Source organism: Shewanella sp. SR44-3, from assembly GCF_014163735.1.
Classification (GTDB): Bacteria; Pseudomonadota; Gammaproteobacteria; order Enterobacterales; family Shewanellaceae; genus Shewanella.
This window is the reverse complement of record NZ_JACJDV010000030.1, coordinates 1-17108: the sequence shown is the minus strand read 5'-3', so window position 1 is coordinate 17108 and position 17108 is coordinate 1. Positions and strand designations below refer to the sequence as shown.

General features: G+C 43.9%; 14 protein-coding genes and 2 pseudogenes. 8 read left to right on the top strand and 8 right to left on the bottom strand.

Going from position 1 to position 17108, the window contains the following annotated elements:
* The first annotated feature begins 816 nt into the window (after window positions 1-816).
* Together H5073_RS13640 and H5073_RS13635 are read left to right on the top strand one after the other, a co-directional pair.
* A complete protein-coding gene (locus tag H5073_RS13640) occupies window positions 817-2586 on the top strand; it encodes a DEAD/DEAH box helicase (protein WP_182680138.1) in 1770 nt (589 codons plus the stop codon).
* A 262-nt stretch (window positions 2587-2848) separates the two neighbouring features.
* Complete coding sequence (locus H5073_RS13635) at window positions 2849-3109, top strand: GrxA family glutaredoxin (RefSeq protein ID WP_011496527.1); 261 nt, start codon at window positions 2849-2851, stop codon at window positions 3107-3109.
* A gap of 129 nt (window positions 3110-3238) precedes the next feature.
* On the opposite strand, the gene H5073_RS13630 is transcribed toward H5073_RS13635, so the two are convergent.
* Window positions 3239-3844, bottom strand: coding sequence for a peroxiredoxin (locus H5073_RS13630; RefSeq protein WP_182680114.1), 606 nt, complete (start codon window positions 3842-3844; stop codon window positions 3239-3241).
* Between the two features lie 274 nt (window positions 3845-4118).
* Between H5073_RS13630 and H5073_RS13625 the strand changes: the two genes are divergently transcribed.
* Window positions 4119-5438, top strand: coding sequence for a Na+/H+ antiporter family protein (locus tag H5073_RS13625; protein ID WP_182680113.1), 1320 nt, complete (start codon window positions 4119-4121; stop codon window positions 5436-5438).
* 162 nt (window positions 5439-5600) lie between these two features.
* Here the strand turns inward: H5073_RS13625 and upp are convergent, their stop codons facing one another.
* A complete protein-coding gene (gene upp, locus H5073_RS13620; RefSeq protein ID WP_182680112.1) occupies window positions 5601-6227 on the bottom strand; it encodes a uracil phosphoribosyltransferase in 627 nt (208 codons plus the stop codon).
* Between the two features lie 240 nt (window positions 6228-6467).
* Between upp and purM the strand changes: the two genes are divergently transcribed.
* Both purM and purN read left to right on the top strand, forming a co-directional pair.
* Window positions 6468-7505 (top strand): phosphoribosylformylglycinamidine cyclo-ligase, encoded by a 1038-nt coding sequence (gene purM / locus H5073_RS13615; RefSeq protein ID WP_182680111.1) that lies wholly within the window; start codon window positions 6468-6470, stop codon window positions 7503-7505.
* Entirely contained in the window at window positions 7506-8147 is a 642-nt protein-coding gene (gene purN, locus H5073_RS13610; RefSeq protein WP_182680110.1) for a phosphoribosylglycinamide formyltransferase, read from the top strand.
* An 89-nt stretch (window positions 8148-8236) separates the two neighbouring features.
* On the opposite strand, the gene cysB is transcribed toward purN, so the two are convergent.
* On the bottom strand, window positions 8237-9211 hold the full coding sequence (cysB, locus tag H5073_RS13605) for an HTH-type transcriptional regulator CysB (RefSeq protein WP_182680109.1): 975 nt from the start codon (window positions 9209-9211) through the stop codon (window positions 8237-8239).
* Window positions 9212-9583: 372 nt separating this feature from the next.
* Here cysB and H5073_RS13600 point away from each other — a divergent pair, with 372 nt between their 5' ends.
* On the top strand, window positions 9584-10366 hold the full coding sequence (locus tag H5073_RS13600; RefSeq protein ID WP_182680108.1) for a hypothetical protein: 783 nt from the start codon (window positions 9584-9586) through the stop codon (window positions 10364-10366).
* A 171-nt stretch (window positions 10367-10537) separates the two neighbouring features.
* On the opposite strand, the gene H5073_RS13595 is transcribed toward H5073_RS13600, so the two are convergent.
* The 3 genes from H5073_RS13595 to H5073_RS13585 form a co-directional block, all read right to left on the bottom strand.
* The gene (locus tag H5073_RS13595; RefSeq protein ID WP_182680107.1) at window positions 10538-11023 is read right to left on the bottom strand and encodes a CreA family protein; all 486 of its coding nucleotides are present in this window, start codon (window positions 11021-11023) and stop codon (window positions 10538-10540) included.
* Between the two features lie 85 nt (window positions 11024-11108).
* The gene (gene yegD / locus H5073_RS13590; RefSeq protein WP_182680106.1) at window positions 11109-12479 is read right to left on the bottom strand and encodes a molecular chaperone; all 1371 of its coding nucleotides are present in this window, start codon (window positions 12477-12479) and stop codon (window positions 11109-11111) included.
* A gap of 164 nt (window positions 12480-12643) precedes the next feature.
* Window positions 12644-13624, bottom strand: coding sequence for a rhodanese-related sulfurtransferase (locus tag H5073_RS13585; RefSeq protein WP_182680105.1), 981 nt, complete (start codon window positions 13622-13624; stop codon window positions 12644-12646).
* 253 nt (window positions 13625-13877) lie between these two features.
* On the opposite strand from H5073_RS13585, the gene H5073_RS13580 reads away from it, so the two are divergent.
* Window positions 13878-14606, top strand: a complete 729-nt coding sequence (locus tag H5073_RS13580) for a glutathione S-transferase (RefSeq protein ID WP_182680104.1) — start codon at window positions 13878-13880, stop codon at window positions 14604-14606.
* A gap of 329 nt (window positions 14607-14935) precedes the next feature.
* On the opposite strand, the gene H5073_RS13575 is transcribed toward H5073_RS13580, so the two are convergent.
* Window positions 14936-15400: a TonB C-terminal domain-containing protein gene (locus H5073_RS13575; RefSeq protein ID WP_182680103.1), complete on the bottom strand. Its 465-nt coding sequence runs from the start codon at window positions 15398-15400 to the stop codon at window positions 14936-14938.
* A 393-nt stretch (window positions 15401-15793) separates the two neighbouring features.
* Between H5073_RS13575 and H5073_RS13570 the strand changes: the two are divergent.
* Window positions 15794-16553 (top strand): annotated as a pseudogene (locus H5073_RS13570) (IS4 family transposase); the annotation flags it as partial.
* A gap of 252 nt (window positions 16554-16805) precedes the next feature.
* On the opposite strand, the pseudogene H5073_RS13565 reads toward H5073_RS13570, so the two are convergent.
* Window positions 16806-17108 (bottom strand): annotated as a pseudogene (locus tag H5073_RS13565) (transposase); the annotation flags it as partial.

Here is a 17108-nt window from a genome sequence, read left to right as displayed (position 1 = left end):
TTCAAAGTTACTTATGGAAGCGGTGTTAAATCATGAGAGTACAAAAAGTGTAAGACGCTTTACGCTCGCCACATCCAATGCCCATGGTTTATATCGTCAGTTTGGTTTTTCTTTATTAAACAAACCTGATACTTTTATGGAAGTTTATAAGCCAAATATGTATCAAGCGGCTTTATAGCAAATTAATCGTGACAGCCAAATTAATCGAATCAAATTAACCGTGACAGCCATTGTTAAATTTCGCCATTGTTAAATTTCGAGTTGCACTTTTGAATCAACAGGTTACGATTCAGACTAAAAAGGTGAACCATGGTGATTTGCGAGCCGACCGTCCATCCCATGAACGGGATGTTCGAGCCTTCATGGACGAGTTTACGGCGTGTCGACGAGACTTTTTATAAAAAATGGGTCATGGAAAGCCTGTAAGCAGAAATTTCAGTGACAGGTTTTTAGAGTCCTCAGAGATGGCTCTTGATATCACATGACTTAAGCGTGTTTTTGATACTTTTTATGTAGAAAAAAGGCAGTGGTGAGCCTATGTGGAAGCTGATGAGATAATGCACATTTACTTTGATGTAACTCGCCGTTCTTCAAAGGTAAGATTTTGAGCCGCTCATTTGCAAAACACATCTATCCCTTATGTTCACTGTGATAAACTTGCGCCATGACACCTATGCCATTGACCCGCCTATCTCTCTATAGGTGCTATCCGAGACCCTATCCGAGACAACGCCCATGACCCAATCCAGTACTGAATCTGAGACTCTCCCCATGCCTCAAGCTACAACTGAAAATGCGGTTGATGCGGCTCCTAGTATGGCGGCGGCAACAAGCCTTATTGCGCTGCGTGATTACCAGCAAGATGCAGTAGATGCGACCATTAATCACTTTAAACGCAGCAAGGATTCTGCAGTATTAGTACTGCCCACGGGGGCGGGTAAGAGTATTGTTATCGCTGAACTTGCCCGTATCGCCAAAGGCAATGTGTTAGTGCTAACCCATGTTAAGGAATTAGTGGAGCAAAATGCGCAAAAGGTTGGCTTACTCACTGAGGCTGCAAGCATTTACTCTGCGGGGTTAAAGCAAAAAAAGGCCCAAGGCAAAACTGTGGTAGCCAGCATTCAATCTGCCGCCAGAGCCGCTCAGCGCTTTAGCCAAGGGTTTTCCTTGGTTATTATCGATGAATGTCACAGAGTCAGCACAGAAAAAACCAGCCAGTATCAACAATTATTAAGCCAGCTCATCAAGCAAAATCCAAAACTTAAACTACTCGGTCTCACCGCCACACCCTACCGTCTGGGTAGCGGTTATGTGTATCGCCATCACTATCATGGCAAGGTGGGCAACACAGACAACCCCGTGTTTGAAAAATGCATCTTCGATTTACCCATGCGCCCACTTATCAAGCAAGGCTACCTCACCGAGCCCAAAATCTTCGACGGCCTAAGCGCGCAGTACGATTTTAATGCCTTAAGCCCAAGTGACACTGGGGAATACCCGCAAGCTGAAGTCGATGCCCTGCTTGAGCACCAAGGCCGCGCCACTAAAGCGATTATCAGGCAAGTGAAGCAACTCGCCGAGCTAAGGCGCGGGGTATTAATTTTTGCAGCAACGGTGCGTCACGCGCAAGAAATCATGACTTATTTGGATGACAGCGCCGCCCTTATCACCGCCACCACTCCCCATGTTGAGCGAGATGACATCATCAGCCGCTTTAAAGCCGAATCCCTTCGGTATATCGTCAATGTGGCAGTACTCACCACAGGCTTTGATGCACCCCACGTGGACTTAATTGCAATTTTACGCCCCACCGCCTCCATCAGTTTGTTTCAGCAGATGATAGGTCGCGGTCTAAGGCTTGCGAGCAATAAAACCGACTGTTTAGTGATAGATTATGCCGCCAATGGCTATGACTTATATTACCCCGAAGTCGGCCAAGCCAAGCCCAATAGCCGCGCAGTGCCGGTGCAAGTGCACTGCCCGGTGTGCAATTTTGCCAATACTTTTTGGGGCTTAGTGGATAATGACGGCGATCTAGTGGAGCATTACGGCCGCCGTTGCCAAGGCTTGGTCGATTCTGAGCGGCAAAGCTGCACAATGAACATAAAAGAAGTGCAATGCGATTTTCGCTTTCGCGCTAAATCATGCCCAGATTGTGGCAGCGATAATGACATCGCCGCGCGGATTTGCTTGCAGTGCGACAGCACACTTATTGACCCTGACAAACGCCTTAAACAAGTGCTTAATGCTCAGCATCATCATTTGTTTAAATGCCAAGATATGCTATTAAAAAATGAGGATAATAAGCTTGTGGTGCAGTATCTTGATATCGAGGGTAATGATTTTAAGCAGCAGTTTTACTTTGATACCCCAGGGCAGCGGCGGGCTTTTTTTGCGGTGTTTGTTTTGAGCCACACTCGCACCCCGGGAATGGCCCACCCTAAGTATCACAAGGTTGAAGATGTGCTCAAGGATCACGACCGTTTTCGCAAACCTGACATGCTATTACTGAAGAAAAATAAAAAGTTTTGGCAATTGCAGGAAGCTTTTTTCGATTACCACGGTCGTTATCAATTGACCTATTAATTTTGTTTGATGTTAGTAGCGCTGACTTTAGATTTTTGGCTTTACATTTTGTCTTGTTTTGTCGCCTTTAGTGGTTCAAGGTTTAGCAAAATGGTGGCTTTTGTGAGGGATTAACTTCAGGATTGAAAAAACCTATTAAGCTAATTCAGTATTCCCGTTATTCATTTATGAATGGCTGTGATATAAATGGTTCCATAATCTAAACGCCTGCTTTAACAGATTAATTTAGGTATTACTTTTATTTACTATTTTAGGAGTCACCATGTTTGTTGTTATTTTTGGTCGTCCAGGCTGCCCTTATTGTGTTCGTGCTGTTGAGCTTGCAGAAAAGCTGACCGAGCAACGTGAAGATTTCAAATTTAAGTATGTTGATATCCACGCAGAAGGCATTTCAAAAGCAGATTTATCTAAGTCTGTAGGCAAAACGGTTGAAACTGTACCGCAGATTTTTGTTGATGAAGTGCCCGTCGGCGGTTGCACTGAATTTGAACAATATGTGCGTGAAAACAAATTACTGAGCTAATACTCAAGCTAAGCTAGTGTTACTGAATCAATGTCAGTAAGCACAGTTAGCCAATGTATTTTGAAAAACAAAAAGCTGCCTAGGCAGCTTTTTTTATTCACTCAATAACTAAACTTATAAACTCTAGGCTTATAGCTTGTCTGAGTTATCTCTTAGGTACGATGCTACACCTTCAGTGCTAGCTGTCATGCCTTTTTCGCCTTTTGACCAGCCTGCTGGACAGACTTCACCGTGCTCTTCGTGGAATTGAAGTGCATCGATCATACGCAGCATTTCATCAACGTTACGACCTAGTGGTAAATCGTTAACCACTTGGTGACGTACTTGACCTTCTTTGTCTACAAGGAAAGAACCACGGAAAGCCACGCCAGCTTCTGGATGCTCAACATCGTAAGCTTTACAGATTTCGTGCTTAACATCAGCAACTAAGGTGTACTTAACTTGGCCAATACCACCCTTGTCTACTGGGGTGTTACGCCATGCATTGTGAGTGAACTGTGAGTCAATAGACACACCAATCACTTCTACGCCACGTGACGTGAATTCAGCCATACGGTGATCAAATGCGATCAACTCTGATGGACACACGAAAGTGAAATCTAAAGGATAGAAAAATATTACTGCTGGCTTACCTTTGATTGCTGTTGATAGGTTAAAGCTATCAACAATTTCACCATTACCAAGTACTGCTGCAGCTGTAAAATCAGGGGCTGGACGGCCTACTAATACGCTCATTTTTATCTCCATCTATGGATTGAACAAAATTTCAAATCAGTTAACTATTATACTCAAACGCGCTCAATATGCGAGGAGGATCACAAACACTCTTGGTTAAATTTTCACTTAGGTTTCATTTAGCTAGAGCATAGTGCACAAAAACAGCAATTAGCCGCTAATGACTCTTTTTCACCTTAAGAATAACTCCACATTGCTGGACAAACTTAACCCTTACAGTCGAAAATAGCCCTCTACGAGGTTAAGCCTCTTTTATGACATAAAGAATATTGATATGAATGCGGTTGTGATTGCAGTGAGCCTGATGCTCATCTTAAGTTTAATACGAGTCAACGTGGTTATCGCGTTAACGGTGAGCGCCCTAGTGGCAGGTTTTGTTGGCGGCTTGCCCTTGGCTGAAACTATTTCTGCCTTTAATGATGGCCTTGGAGGCGGTGCTCAAATCGCCCTAAGTTACGCCTTGCTCGGCGCCTTTGCTGCAGCCTTAAGTCATTCAGGCTTAACTCACCTTATTTCTAAGGCCATTATCAGCAAGCTAGGTAAAGAGCCCAACAGCAGCAACACCTTAGTGGTGCGTGCTTTGCTTATTACGGCCATTTTACTCATGGCGATAGCCTCACAAAACATTTTGCCTATTCATATCGCCTTTATTCCGATTTTAATCCCGCCGCTATTGCATGTAATGAGCAAGCTCAAACTCGACAGACGTTTAGTCGCCTGTGTGCTGACCTTTGGTTTAGTCACCACCTACATGATTTTGCCTATCGGGTTTGGCGGTATTTTCTTAAACGACATTCTGCTCGCCAACTTAACCAGTAATGGCCTTGAGGCTGTAAAAGGGCAAGTACCACAGGCCATGTTGCTGCCGGCGTTAGGCATGATATTAGGCTTATTGGTTGCAGTATTTATTAGCTACCGCAAACCTAGGCAATACCAAGCCATAGAGCAAGCCCCCGAAGTGGATGTGAAGCAGCTTAACCGCCGCACTATTGTGGTGTCTCTTAGCGCTATCGTGCTGACGTTAATGGTACAGCTTTATACCGATTCGATGATTTTTGGCGCCTTAGCAGGCTTTGTGGTATTTCGCTTCTCTGGGATTATTAAAGCCGACATCAGCCAAAACTTGTTTAATCAAGGGGTACATATGATGGCCAACATTGGCTTTATTATGATTGCTGCCGCAGGTTTTGCCGCCGTAGTTAAAGCCACAGGAGAAGTGAGCACTTTAGTGAGTTCATTAGGGGATTTGATTGGAGATAACAAAGCGTTAGCTGCACTACTTATGCTAGTGGTGGGCTTATTGATCACTATGGGCATAGGCTCATCCTTCTCAACTATCCCCATTATTGCCACCATTTATGTGCCGCTAGCCTTAAGCTTTGGCTTTTCTGTCACCGCGACCATTGCCCTTGTGGGTACAGCTGCAGCCCTTGGAGATGCGGGCTCTCCGGCATCGGATTCTACCTTAGGGCCAACGGCGGGCCTTAATGTGGACGGTCAGCACGATCATATTCGTGACAGCGTGATCCCGACGTTTATTCACTACAATATTCCGCTAATAATCTTTGGCTGGATAGCCGCTATGGTGTTGTGATCGGGCTTAATAAACTTCGTAATATCAAAGATTAATAATCAGCAAGCATAAAAAATGGGCATCTAAATAGATAGATGCCCATTTTTTCTCAATAATCCGAGCGAATCACTGACGTTGATTAGGTTTCGACTTGGTTATTATTAGTTTTTCAGTAAGTTTCGGTTATTTAGTACCGAAAATTTTATCACCCGCATCACCAAGGCCAGGTAAAATATAGCCTTGCTCATTTAAACATCTATCAATTGATGCGGTATAAAGCTCGATATCTGGGTGGGCTTTCTCAAGGGCGGCAATGCCTTCTGGCGCAGCCACTAACACTAACGCCTTGATTGAAGTACAGCCTTTGCTTTTCAGTAAATCTATAGTAGCGATCATAGAGCCGCCGGTTGCCAACATAGGGTCAACCACTAAAGCGATACGCTCTTCTACATTGCTAACGATTTTTTCAAAATACGGCACTGGCTCTAAGGTTTCTTCATCGCGGTAAATACCCACAACAGAAATTCTAGCGCTAGGAATATGCTCAAGCACGCCGTCCATCATGCCAAGACCTGCACGTAAAATAGGCACTACCGTGACTTTCTTACCCTTAATTTGATCTATTTCAACGGGACCATTCCAGCCTTCAATAGTCACTTTCTCTGTTTCAAAATCTGAAGTGGCTTCATAGGTTAACAAACTGCCGACTTCTGTGGCCAATTCACGAAAACGTTTGGTGCTGATATCAGCCTCGCGCATTAAGCCTACTTTATGACGGATCAACGGGTGCTTTACTTCAACGACTTTCATTTTTTAGTCTCCTACTTTTCGATACAATCGGACAAATTGGGCAAATGTTAGTTTATTTATCCCCTGTATAAAACATAAAGTTTCATAAATGCTGTAAATAGTGATCTAACTCAATAAATTTATTCATTTTTTTAGTTTACAAAAAAAAATCAAAATAAATCAATCCTTTCGACCACAGAGGCAAACTGATAGAATGCCGCCGCATAAAATCCAATAACGATGTACCCGAGAGGATCCACCGTGAGCACTCCTACCCCACTAAGTTACAAAGACGCCGGCGTTGATATCGATGCAGGTAACGCACTGGTCAATAATATTAAATCTGCCGTAAAACGCACTCATAGACCCGAAGTCATGGGCAACCTAGGGGGCTTTGGCGCCCTTTGCGAATTACCGACTAAATATAAGCACCCTGTGCTGGTATCAGGTACCGATGGCGTAGGCACTAAGCTAAGGCTAGCCATAGATTATAAGAAGCACGACACAGTAGGTATCGATTTGGTTGCTATGTGTGTGAACGACCTTATCGTTCAAGGCGCTGAGCCGTTATTCTTCTTAGATTACTACGCCACTGGCAAACTCGATGTCGATACCGCAACCTCTGTGGTTAACGGCATTGGCGAAGGCTGCTTTCAGTCGGGTTGTGCATTAATCGGCGGTGAAACTGCTGAAATGCCTGGCATGTATGAAGGTGAAGATTACGATTTAGCTGGATTCTGTGTGGGTGTGGTTGAAAAAGCTGACATTATCGATGGCACTAAAGTCAGTGCCGGCGATGCGCTTATTGCTCTGGCTTCAAGCGGCCCACACTCAAACGGTTATTCACTTATCCGTAAAGTATTGGAAGTCTCTAACGCCGACCCTCAGCAAGATTTAAACGGCAAGCCATTGATTGAGCACTTGCTTGAGCCAACCAAGATTTACGTAAAATCAGTGCTTAAGTTAATCGAGGAATCTGAAGTTCACGCCATGGCGCACATCACAGGCGGCGGTTTTTGGGAAAATATCCCCCGGGTATTACCGGCCAATGCCAAAGCGGTTATTAATGGCGCTTCTTGGCAGTGGCCAGTGGTATTTGACTGGCTTAAGACTAATGGCAACATTAGCCAACATGAAATGTATCGCACCTTCAACTGCGGCGTGGGGATGATTATCGCCCTTCCAGCTGATAGCGTTGATGCAGCATTAAGCTTACTGAGCGCCGCAGGCGAGCAAGCTTGGTTAATCGGCAGCATTGCCAGCCGTGATGGCGAAGAAGAGCAAGTGGAGATAGTGTAAATGAGTGTTTGTCGTGTTTTGGTGTTAATTTCAGGCAATGGCAGCAATCTACAAGCTGTATTAGATGCCTGTGATGACAATTTACAAGCAGAAGTAGTTGGCGTTATCAGCAATAAGCCGCAAGCTTATGGTTTAGTGCGCGCTCATCAAGCTGAAATTGACGCCAGCTGTGTGATTGCTCGTAAGGGTGAAACCCGCGCCGAATACGACGAACGCCTACAGCAAAAAATCGATGAGTATCAACCGGATCTTATCGTGCTAGCCGGCTTTATGCGCATCTTAACGGATACGCTAGTGAGCCGTTATTTAGGCAAGATGATTAATATTCATCCGTCATTATTGCCTAAGTATCCTGGGCTTGACACTCATAACCGAGCCCTTGAAGCGAAGGATAAAGAACACGGTGCCTCGGTTCATTTCGTGATCCCTGAGCTTGATGCTGGCCCTGTTATCCTACAAGCCAAAGTGCCTGTTTATAAAGGCGATGATGCTGAGCAATTAGCTCTTCGTGTGCATGAGCAAGAGCATGCCATTTATCCTTTAGTGGTGAAATGGTTCAGTCATGGCCGCTTGGAGATGAAAGACAATAAAGCCTACCTTGATGGCCAAGATGTCGGCCCCCATGGTTACGCGCCGGATTAAATTAGCTGAAAATGTTCCATAAAAAATCTCGCCATCTGGCGAGATTTTTTATATCTAGGATTGAGTCAATCCAAGTTAGATTAGCTCAATTAGCGCACAGGCAATTCCATGTTTAAAAACATTTCATCAATCAACTGCTGATCCCGAAGTGCCACCGCTTTTTCTACCACATCTCGAGTTAAGTGCGGCGCGAAATGAAACATAAAATCATACATGTAGCTACGAAGAAAACTACCACGCCTAAAGCCAATTTTGGTGGTGCTATGGGCAAATAGATGACTGGCATCAATGGCAACTAAATCTTTATCAATCACAGGATCAATGGCCATAGAAGCAATCACACCGACTCCTAATCCTAGGCGAACATAGGTTTTTAACACATCGGCGCTAGTTGCACTAAATACAACTCTTGGGGCAAGGCTTGCTCGCTTAAAGGATCTCTCAATTTCTGATGCTTTATCAAAACCAAACACATAAGTGACCAGCGGGTAACGGGCCAGATCTTCGATACTGATTTTATTCGCCCCTGCCAGCGGATGATCTTTGGTGACCACCACAGAGCGATTCCAGTGATAACAAGGCAGCATAATTAAATCTGTATATAAATGCATCGCTTCGGTGGCAATAGCAAAATCCGCTTCACCGCGCGCCGCTTGTTCACTTATTTGTGATGGCGTGCCTTGATGCATATGCAAGTTAACTTTAGGATAGCGCTGAATAAAATGCTGAATAACCGTTGGCAGCGCGTAACGTGCTTGGGTATCCGTGGTGGCAATATTAAGCTCACCTTGGTTTGGTTTGGTGTGTTCTTCTGAGACTTTTTTGATGCTCTCAACTTTACCAAGAATATCATTAGCGATGTCGATAACTTGCTGACCTGCCGGTGTCACGTGAGTCAAATGCTTACCACTACGACCAAAGATCTGTATGCCTAATTCATCTTCCAACATACGAACTTGCTTGCTGATCCCAGGCTGTGAAGTATAAAGATTTTCAGCCGTTGCCGACACATTGAGATTATGTTTAACTACCTCAGCTATGTATCTGAGTTGTTGCAGTTTCATGGGGAGATCCTTGGCTGGCACTAAAGGCGCGTTTCTTGATTAACAAACCCTGATGGTACGGTTTGAATATACGAACGCTCACCTTCAACTATAATTATTCGTTATAGTACATAGAGAAAATTAATGCAAATAGGAATAACGAACTCGGTGATATTTTTCACCTAATTGCACACAAAGGCGGCTTATGTCCATAAAAGTGACTTAAGTTAAGGATTTATCACCAAAAGAACTTACTTTTCAACGACAGTAGTAATAAGTTACGCTAAGATATAGGCTAACGAATCTTGCTTGTTAGCCTTCATCGCAATTCAGTGATTTACTGGCACTATTTACCACTGCGATTCATTAAGTCGATTATAGAATGGAAACAATATGACCTTTACTTTGGTATTGCTCCTTATCGGTGCTCTCTTATTACTTATCATAGGCATTAGCCTTATCCAACAACAAAAAGAGCGTGCCGAAGCCGAGCGTCGTACAGAAATAGCTCGCCAACGCGCCATTATTGATGAAACTGAATCTGTACTTTCAAATACTGGCATGGTGCCCTGCTCCAGCCACATCATTTTAGTCTTGTACAAACGTATTAATGATGCACTTGAAATTTCGATTCAACAAACAACGGGTCAAGTTCAAGGCGAATACCAAAGACGTCTAGGCGATGTGCAAACTCAAATTAACGCACTCACGGCTAACGCAGGTCCAGTGCCACCGATTGAAAATTTCAGACTGCCAGATAACGACAAGCAAGTCTTAGCTTTAGTTAAAACCCTCAAAATGCTCAAAGCGATTCTGCGCGCCGAGCACAACAAGGGTAAAGTGCCTCCTAATATTTTTGCTGAAGAAGAAAAGCGTATCGACAGTTTACAACTGCGTATTAACGTAGACTCTATGCTATCTCGAGCCCGCTCTGCAGCGACGATGAAGCAATATGGTTCATCCAAGCAAATGGTCACTAAAGCACTAGCAACCTTACATGCAATCAAGGCGTTAACACCCAATGATCCTTTTATTGCACGTAAAGTTGATGAAGCTAAGCAGCTGCTTGATGAAATAATGGGCGCACAGACAAGTTCACAGCCTAATGTGCAGACTAAACCTAAAGGTGAAGAAGACGATTTAGATATGTTGTTCCAGCCGAAGAAGAAATGGTAATTTGGCTGCACATGTTAAGCCGTGATCAATTAAAACTGATAACACCGCCTTGATAAAGAAACCTAGCATAGTTGCTAGGTTTTTTGTTTTTAATGCTTTGAAATGAACCGTTCTCACATGCAAGACCGTATCCAATCGCGACCTAAACAAGCCAGACTTTATCTAGGCAGCCTAGTCTTTGGTCGTCATTGGGTTAGGGTTAAATGCTTCGGTACCGTATAAAGGCACAGTAGACAAGGCATGCTTATGGCTACCGTTGGTTTCTTTGGTTGAATAAGACAAATACAATAAGGTTTGGTTTTTTGTATCAAATATTCGCCTTACTTTAAGGCTTTTAAACAGAATGCTTAATGACTCTTTAAACACCACCTCACCGTCTTTATCTAAATTGATATTTGCCAGCTGCGCCGCAGTAATGGGCCCAGTTTGACGGCAACTGATACTCATATCTGACGGATCGGCAAAGTCTAAGTTCGCTTGGATGCGGCTAATATGACACGTTACCCCTGGTATTTTAGGGTCGTGCTTAGCATCTATGATCACATCCTTAGTGGTGAATAGCCCTAAGCTCACCTGACCTACATCGTCAGAACAAGCCGTTAATCCGATAACGCCTAGCCCAAGTCCTAATGCCAAAGGCAATAATTGCTGTTTCATCCAAGCTCCTATGCTTAATCTATTAGTAGATAACTGCTGTTAGAATAAATCCCGTTAATATGGCTGCTGCAATAGCGCGCGTTTATCAAAAGGCTTGCTGGGTCCAGCGAGTTAACCCCGCCGTCACAGAGCCAAAGTGATCGCCAACAACTATGTTAGCCTCAGGATACACACTGGCAATCTTAGCGTAAATAGCAGGACTGCGAGCCGTGCCGCCAGTGACGTACACGGTATCAGGGCTAACCGCGGCTTTCGCTACCGCTATTTGCATCAAGGCTTCAATTTTGGCTAATGGTTCAGTGATAAACTCACTAAATTGCCCTTGAGTTAAACCAACAGATAAACCTGTTGCGATAAAGTCGAGCTGACATTGAGTTTGGTTAGCATCAGACAATGCCACTTTGGCCGTTTCCGCTTGGCGTACCAACTTATAGCTCAATTGCTCTTGCTGCACTTTTTTAAGCCTGATGACTAATTCAGGCGCCTCGGCGTCTTTAATCATGCTATCAAGCAGTTTTCGCGCCCCAAGGCTTGCAAACTCACGCTGAGCACTAATGTCATTGACCGCTACCGCTTGCCAAAAAGGCGCGCTAGGCATAGGTTTTCCTGTCTTCAGCAAGCTGTCTAACCCTAAGCTTGGCATAAAGCCTTTCATGGCTAAGGCAATATCAAGATCGTTCCCGCCAACGCGCTGACCACTGTGACCCAAGCAATCTTGCTCCCGCTGTTTATTGGCAATATAACTTGGCCCCATACGCACCACAGAGCAATCCGTAGTACCGCCGCCCACATCCACCACTAGCACAGTGCTGTTATGCTCAAGACTTGCTTCAAAATCCATCCCAGCGGCGACAGGTTCAAACAAAAACGCCACTTGGGTAAAGCCTGCGCGCATCGCAGCTTGCGTGAGGATAGCCTCGGCTTGCTGATTACTTTTCTCACCGCCAGTACTTTGAAAGTTCACCGGACGGCCAATTACCGCATGGGTCGCAGGTGCTAAACCATTGTCTGCAAGGTAGTTGTCCGTAATGCCTTTAACGTGCAGCATCATTAAAGTCACTATGTCTTCAAACAGTGCCACTTGCTCTTCACGTAGACCGTTAGCCCCTAAAAATGATTTAGGTGAGCGCACATAAAAACCGTCTTCGGGCATTTCAAGGTAGGCGTCTATGGCGGCTTGACCGACAAAAACTGTCTGCTCATCTGCATTTAAATCAAGCTCATGGCGCACCTGAACCGCGCGGCTCAGCTGGCTACTTCTGAGCTTAGCGTAATCGCTTTTTTTATCCTGGCTAATGCCTTGGTACACCGCCTGAGCGATAAGCTCACGGTCTAGAGCGTACAAGGTCGATGGTAAATACTGGCTGTTAGCAGATAATGGAATTTGGCTAATTTTGCCTTCCTGCATTATGCCAACAGCGCAATTAGCACTGCCATAATCAAAACCTATCCACATATTTCTGTCCTTTCTTTTTTCCTTTAAAAGGAAAAGGCGCCGCTTCATCAAAGCAACGGCGCCTTCGGGTAAGTAAGCCTACTCATTCTGCTTAATTAATCTTGACCAATTTAAGTCAAGCCAGTTTGATAGGCTTATGTTTTAAGTCGTTATTAACTTAGAGGTTATTGCTGCTCATTCTGAGCTTTACGTAAGCTGTCTTTTTTCTCACGGCGAGTCGCAATCACTTGTTTGACATCACTGCCGATGTGGGCTTCACCGCGCTGTCTGGCAAGCTGCACCTGACGTTCACGCTCGATAAAGCGTTGACGCTGTTCCTGTGGGATTTTGTCGATACAATGGGGGCAACTTACGCCTTGAACGAAGGAAGGCAATAATTTATCTTGCTCGGTAATCGGCATGCGACACGCATTACATTGATCATATACGCCTTTCTCTAAGTTGTGATTCACCGACACTCGATTATCAAACACGAAGCACTCGCCTTCCCACATACTTTCTTCCTGTTTAACTTCTTCAAGATACTTAAGAATACCGCCTTCTAAGTGGTATACCTCATCGAAACCTTGCTCTTTCAAATAAGCGGTCGACTTTTCACAGCGAATGCCACCCGTGCAGAACATGGCCACTTTCTTGTGCTTAGCAGGATCAAGGTTTTGCTTCACGTATTCAGGGAATTCACGGAAGGTTTCTGTCACTGGGTTCACCGCATGCTTGAAGGTGCCAATTTGCACTTCATAATCGTTGCGGGTATCCACTAAGATAACATCAGGATCTGAAATCAATGCGTTCCAGTCTTTAGGCTTAACATAGGTGCCTACCACTTTACGGGGGTCAATGCCTTCAACGCCCATGGTAACAATTTCTTTCTTCAGTTTGACTTTAGTGCGGTAAAACGGCATTTCAGTATCAAAAGACACCTTAGTAACTATGTTAGTTAAGCCTTCTTGGGTATCAAACCAGGCGAGTAAACCGTCGATTGCCGCTTGTGTACCCGCTACCGTGCCATTGATCCCTTCTTGGGCTAATAGCAAGGTGCCGCGAATATCTGAGGCTTCCATTACCGCTAATAATGGTGCTCTTAATGCTTGGTAATGAGGTAAAGTGACAAACTTATATAAAGCGCAAACAACAACCTGTGACATTTTGACTCTCCGCTAGCTGGAACTTCATTTCCAGTGCATAGTAATAATATGATTTAGCTTGTTTTGATGATGGACTTAGTCTGAATATAGCTGACTGTGAACCTCATCAAAAAAAGGCGCGGAATTATAGCGCAATCACAGTAAAATAAATACTCTCAGTTTTTAGCTGCTATTTAGGTGCTAGCTATTTAGGTGCTAATAGCTAACACCCATAATCGGCACACCATTTCGCGATTTAGGCAGTAATACTTTGATGAATAAATCATTTCTACCACTGGACAATCACTTTCAGCCCATTTTATACAGTTTCAGACGCTGCCCTTATGCCATGCGCGCTAGAATGGCATTACAATTATCCAGCATTCAAGTGGAGACCCGCGAAATTGAGCTTAAAAATAAGCCGCCAGCCATGGTCGCGCTGTCGCCAAAAGCCACAGTGCCAGTATTACAACTTGGGGAAAATAGCGTACTCGATGAGAGCCTAGACATAATGCTACTGGCTTTAAGTCATCCTATTGAGCCCTTATTATCGAGTGGCTGCGAGGCGGCATCGGCTTCGAGTGAGATAATCGGCCCATTAGATTATCAACATCTGATAGCAAGGGTGCAAAATTTAGCCCAGCGAAATGAAGATTTAGCCTTAATTGCCCAGAATGATAATCAGTTCAAGCCTTGGCTCGACAAATACAAATACGCCGAGCGCTTTCCTGAGCAAACAGAAGCATTTTACCGCCAACAAGGTGAGATTTTTATTGCCGAGCTTGAGACGCGACTCACGCAACATGCCTTGTTAAGCGGCAGCCAGTTAAGCCTCAACGACATTGCGATATTTCCTTTTATTCGCCAATTCGCCCATGTGAACAAGGTCTGGTTTGAACAAAGCCCCTACCCCAAGGTCAATGCTTGGTTAACCGCACTCATAGACTCGCCACTCTTTACCAGCATCATGGTAAAGCGCCCCGTGTGGCAATGGGTGCAATAGCGAAATAAATAGCGCTATTCAGTCATTAGCCATTCGGTACAGGTTTACCATGGCACTCACTCACCGACACGCAGCAAGTCCGTCCATGGATGCTCGAACATCCCGTCCATGGGATAGACGCTCGTCTCGCAAACACCCATGGAAAATCTAGGTATATACCGGCGTGGACATCTGGCTATGGAAGGCAATAAACTGTCAATATCTTCGTTAACAATGCTTGTACAACGAAGTTTGAGCTGCTAAACCAAGAACACTTTTATGACGAAAATGGAATTGAAGGCTATCGAAGCTATTAATCAACTACGAAGAACGTTTGGACACCCTCCCAATTAATCTGACACGGAATGATGAACACCTTTACCTTTTTTATTTGCTATTGGCAAAAATGTAATTTTAAATTTTTTAACTCTTTCCAAGCTGTTTTCTGATAACTGTGAGAGGTCAAATGGAGCTGATTTATATATTGATATCATCGCAGTTTTCTCTAATGTAGCGTTTCCCGTGCTTTTAGTTATTTCAGTATCTGAAATAGCACCAACACTATCAATTGAAATATTCACCGTAACGCTATGCCCATAGCTTTCCTTCTCAAAATATGTAAAATTTTGAATAGTCCTATATACATTTTTCACCCATTCGCTCACCTCTAAATCCATTTTAGTTGGTTTTTCATTCGCAATGGATTTCGTTTTTTTAGCTACTTCCCTTTGGGGAGAAGAACTATTCTCAACTTGATATTCACTAGCAATACAGTCAAAGAAAAACAAAATAATTAGTATTGAAAAATAGCGCATAATCTCTCACATGTTAATTCTAGTTGTGGAGTGTTACTGGCAAACCACCAACGAAAATCTAACTTGAAAACATTGAGCTGTAAATATAAAACAAGAAACTTATCACCCAAACACTCAAACAATATCTTAGGTAGCTTACCGCGTTCCATTTGTTTGAGTTATTTTTTACAGATGAAAGAGCTACTGGTAAAAACCATTTAAAAAAGACAATGGCTTGCTATCATCGGATTCACTGCCCGTTCTCTTTTCTTAAGCGATTAATAATGGCTGCAATAGTGTAGTCTTCATGAGCTAGGGAATCCCCTGATAATTGCTTTTATTTTCAATTTAGTAGACACGCATGGTGCTATCTGATCTAATCAATTTCGCCAAAAACCTACTAGATCTAACACCATGCGTGATATCCATATCTTACACGATTTAATCAAAAAACAATGCCCTCAAATACACCAAAAACGACTTAATTCTCTGATGGTTGCCACTGAGTCACTCCTCGATGGTAATCAACTATCACTTACTCAGCTTGGTCGTAATATTACGGGCTCCGTGGCGGCTAAACACAACATTAAACGTATTGACAGACTCTTAGGTAACCATCACTTAGCTCAAGATAAAATGACTGTATATCAGTGGCATGCTCGCTATCTTTGTGGCGCAAACCCTATGCCTATTATCTTGGTCGATTGGTCTGATGTTCGCGAACAGTTGCGAATAATGACGCTGCGCGCATCCATCAGCGTTCAAGGTCGCTCTGTGACTCTGTACGAACGGACTTTCTTGTTTGAGGCTCATGTTTTGAGATAGCAACGCACCTCGCAGCCATAATGCTTTTCTCGCTGAACTTGCCAACGTTTTACCTCAAGGTTGTTGTCCTCTGATTGTCACCGATGCAGGCTATCGCAATACCTGGTTTAGGGAAGTTGAGCGCTATGGCTGGTTCTGGCTTGGCAGAGTGCGAGGCGATGTAAGCTTTATGCAGCTTGGGCAAACCACTTGGCATTCAAATAAATCACTCTACCCAAAAGCAAACTCAACCGCTAAATACATAGGTAATGTCCAGCTTGCACGTAAATCACCGCTAAGCTGCCATTTACATCTATTTAAGGCTAAGTCTAAATTACGTAAAGACAAGCGCTCTTCAAAAGCGGGCAAAACCTTACCAGAGGGTGTCATGGTAATAAATCTGGCCAGCCATTATAAAACAATAACATAATGCACTTTCGACATGCGCTCAAGCGAGATTGTGAAGGTTTGTTGCTATAAAGCCGATATTGCAGGCGTTTATGGAAGCGGATTGGCTAAACCGACGTTTTTCCTTCAAAAACAGTGATTTTTAGCCACAATAGCCCAACTCATTAATGACTAAGGTGGTTTGACTTTGAATTGTGAAAAAAGGCGTTTAAACCTAGCTGGCTTTTAAGTGCTGACAGCAACTGACGAAGTGTCGTCGCCGTTTTTCTAGATGCTCACAATAGCGGGTAAGTTCTTGAAGTGTGCCCACAGGGCCGTGAAAGAGTTTGCCAAATTCAGTGGTGAGTTTGAGCCAGTTATCCTGTGGAATGTTCAATCGAGTGAGTAACTTCGCGCTGTTAGCACTGATTGAACCGCGCTTGTCATTGCGAATAATACGCCCTGTATCATCGACCAACTCCAGATAATCCTGCACCGAAAACGCAATCCCTTTAGGTTGGTTTTTTCGCTCGTTGCC